The organism is Evansella sp. AB-P1 (genome assembly GCF_029688925.1).
Taxonomy (GTDB): domain Bacteria; phylum Bacillota; class Bacilli; order Bacillales; family Salisediminibacteriaceae; genus Evansella.
Window position 1 is genome coordinate 1 of record NZ_JARUKY010000043.1, and the last position, 1,895, is coordinate 1,895.

Here is a 1,895-nt window from a genome sequence, read left to right on the forward strand (position 1 = left end):
GTGTGCCCGGCATGTCTAACAGCTAGGTGGTGAAAGTCCACTACAGGCTTTGCAGTGGGAACTGTTAGCGGAAGGCAAGGGTGTCTATCGTGAGGTAGAATCTGAAGGAAGCCCTACGCAAAATCTCGAGGTAACGAACAGAAACTGGATATAAGGCTGTACGGAGACGGATGAGTCTGCACAACAAGACGAAATCCAACACTGCACGAATCTCCTACAGTAAATCTAGTACTTGCGGGAGGAAAGCGGTTAGACTTACCCGGGGAGGTCTTACAAGGGTATCGAGAAGAGAAGTAATTTCTCAAAGAGACAACGATGTCAGTGATGGCGTTGTGAATTGTAAGAAGTCAGCAGAAGTCATAGTAGTCGAAAGACGAAGGACGGAACAATAGGAATCTTGGAACTAGAGGAGGTGTGAGGCATGCAGAGAACACAGACAACATCAAATGATGGCTATCCCTCAAAAGATAGGATGGAATCCGAAAGTATGAAGGAAGCGTGCAGTATGCTTCGCGGTGAAACTAGAAGAAGAGATGGTGGGACTACGGATATAATTCGAAAGATTATAAATCCGGATAATCTTCAAAGAGCATATAAGAAAGTAAAGAAGAACAAAGGTAAACCAGGAGTTGACGGGATGACTGTCGATGAGCTGCTTCCTTACCTAGCACTTGAGGATAGAAACCTAACGCAGTCCATCAAAGATGGCACCTTCCAACCACAACCGGTTAGACGAGTTGAGATTAAGAAACCGGAGGGAGGGAAACGAAAGTTAGGAATCCCCACGGTGAGGGACCGACTGGTCCAACAAATGATACTTCAAGTAATAGAGAAGGAAATTGACTCTAAGTTCTCAGATAATAGTTACGGCTTCCGACCGAAACGTAGTGCCCACGACGCCATGGAGAAAGCAAAACAATACTATGAAGAAGGATACCGATTTGTAGTAGACATTGATATGAAGCAATATTTTGACACTGTAAATCACGACAAACTTATGCATCATGTAGAACAATTTACAGATGATCCAACGGTACTCATTCTCATTAGAAAGTTTTTGCGAAGTGGAATTAGCATAGATGAGGAGATAGAGCCAAGTGAAATTGGAACACCTCAGGGAGGTAATTTATCACCAATACTAGGTAATATTTATCTTCATCAATTAGACTTAGAACTCCAAAGAAGAGGACATAAGTTTATTAGATATGCCGATGACTGCAATATCTATGTTAAAAGCCGTAGGGCTGGGGAAAGAGTACTCAAGAGTATTACAAAATTCCTTGAAGAAGAATTAAAACTCACTGTAAATAAGGATAAAAGTGAAGTAGGAAGACCTACGAAACGAAAGTTTCTAGGGTTTTGCATACATTCGACCAAGAATGGAGTCGGATTCCGACCACATATCAAATCGAAGAAGAGGTTGGAACAAAAGGTCCGATATCTTACATCAAGGAAAAGACCTGGAGAGTTCCGAGAAATTATAAAAGAACTAAATCAAACTACTAGAGGATGGACTAATTATTACGGCATCAGTTATATGAAAAGCTATATCAAACATATAGACGCATGGATACGACGCCGATTAAGACAACTTCTATGGAAGAGATGGAAAAAGGTCAAAACCCGTCAAATAAACCTTATGAAACTAAAGATTCCCAAGCAGAAAGCTTGGGAATGGGCGAACACCAGGAAAGGTTATTGGCGTATCTCAAAAAGCCATATCCTTCACCGGGCTGTTTCCAATAAGATTCTAGAACATGTTGGGCTTCTCAACTTAGAAACCTTATATTTACAAAGATTATCTAAAACCACTTAACTTATTGAACCGCCGTATACGGACCCGTACGTACGGTGGTGTGAGAGGTCGGGGGAATATTACCCCCTCCTACTCGATT

Annotated in this window: 1 protein-coding gene; it reads left to right on the forward strand. The window is 41.7% G+C overall.

The window, feature by feature from the left end; genetic code table 11:
- Nucleotides 1–421: 421 nt before the first annotated feature.
- A complete protein-coding gene (gene ltrA / locus QA612_RS22405; RefSeq protein WP_278286057.1) occupies nt 422–1,816 on the forward strand; it encodes a group II intron reverse transcriptase/maturase in 1,395 nt (464 codons plus the stop codon).
- Nucleotides 1,817–1,895 lie beyond the last annotated feature (79 nt).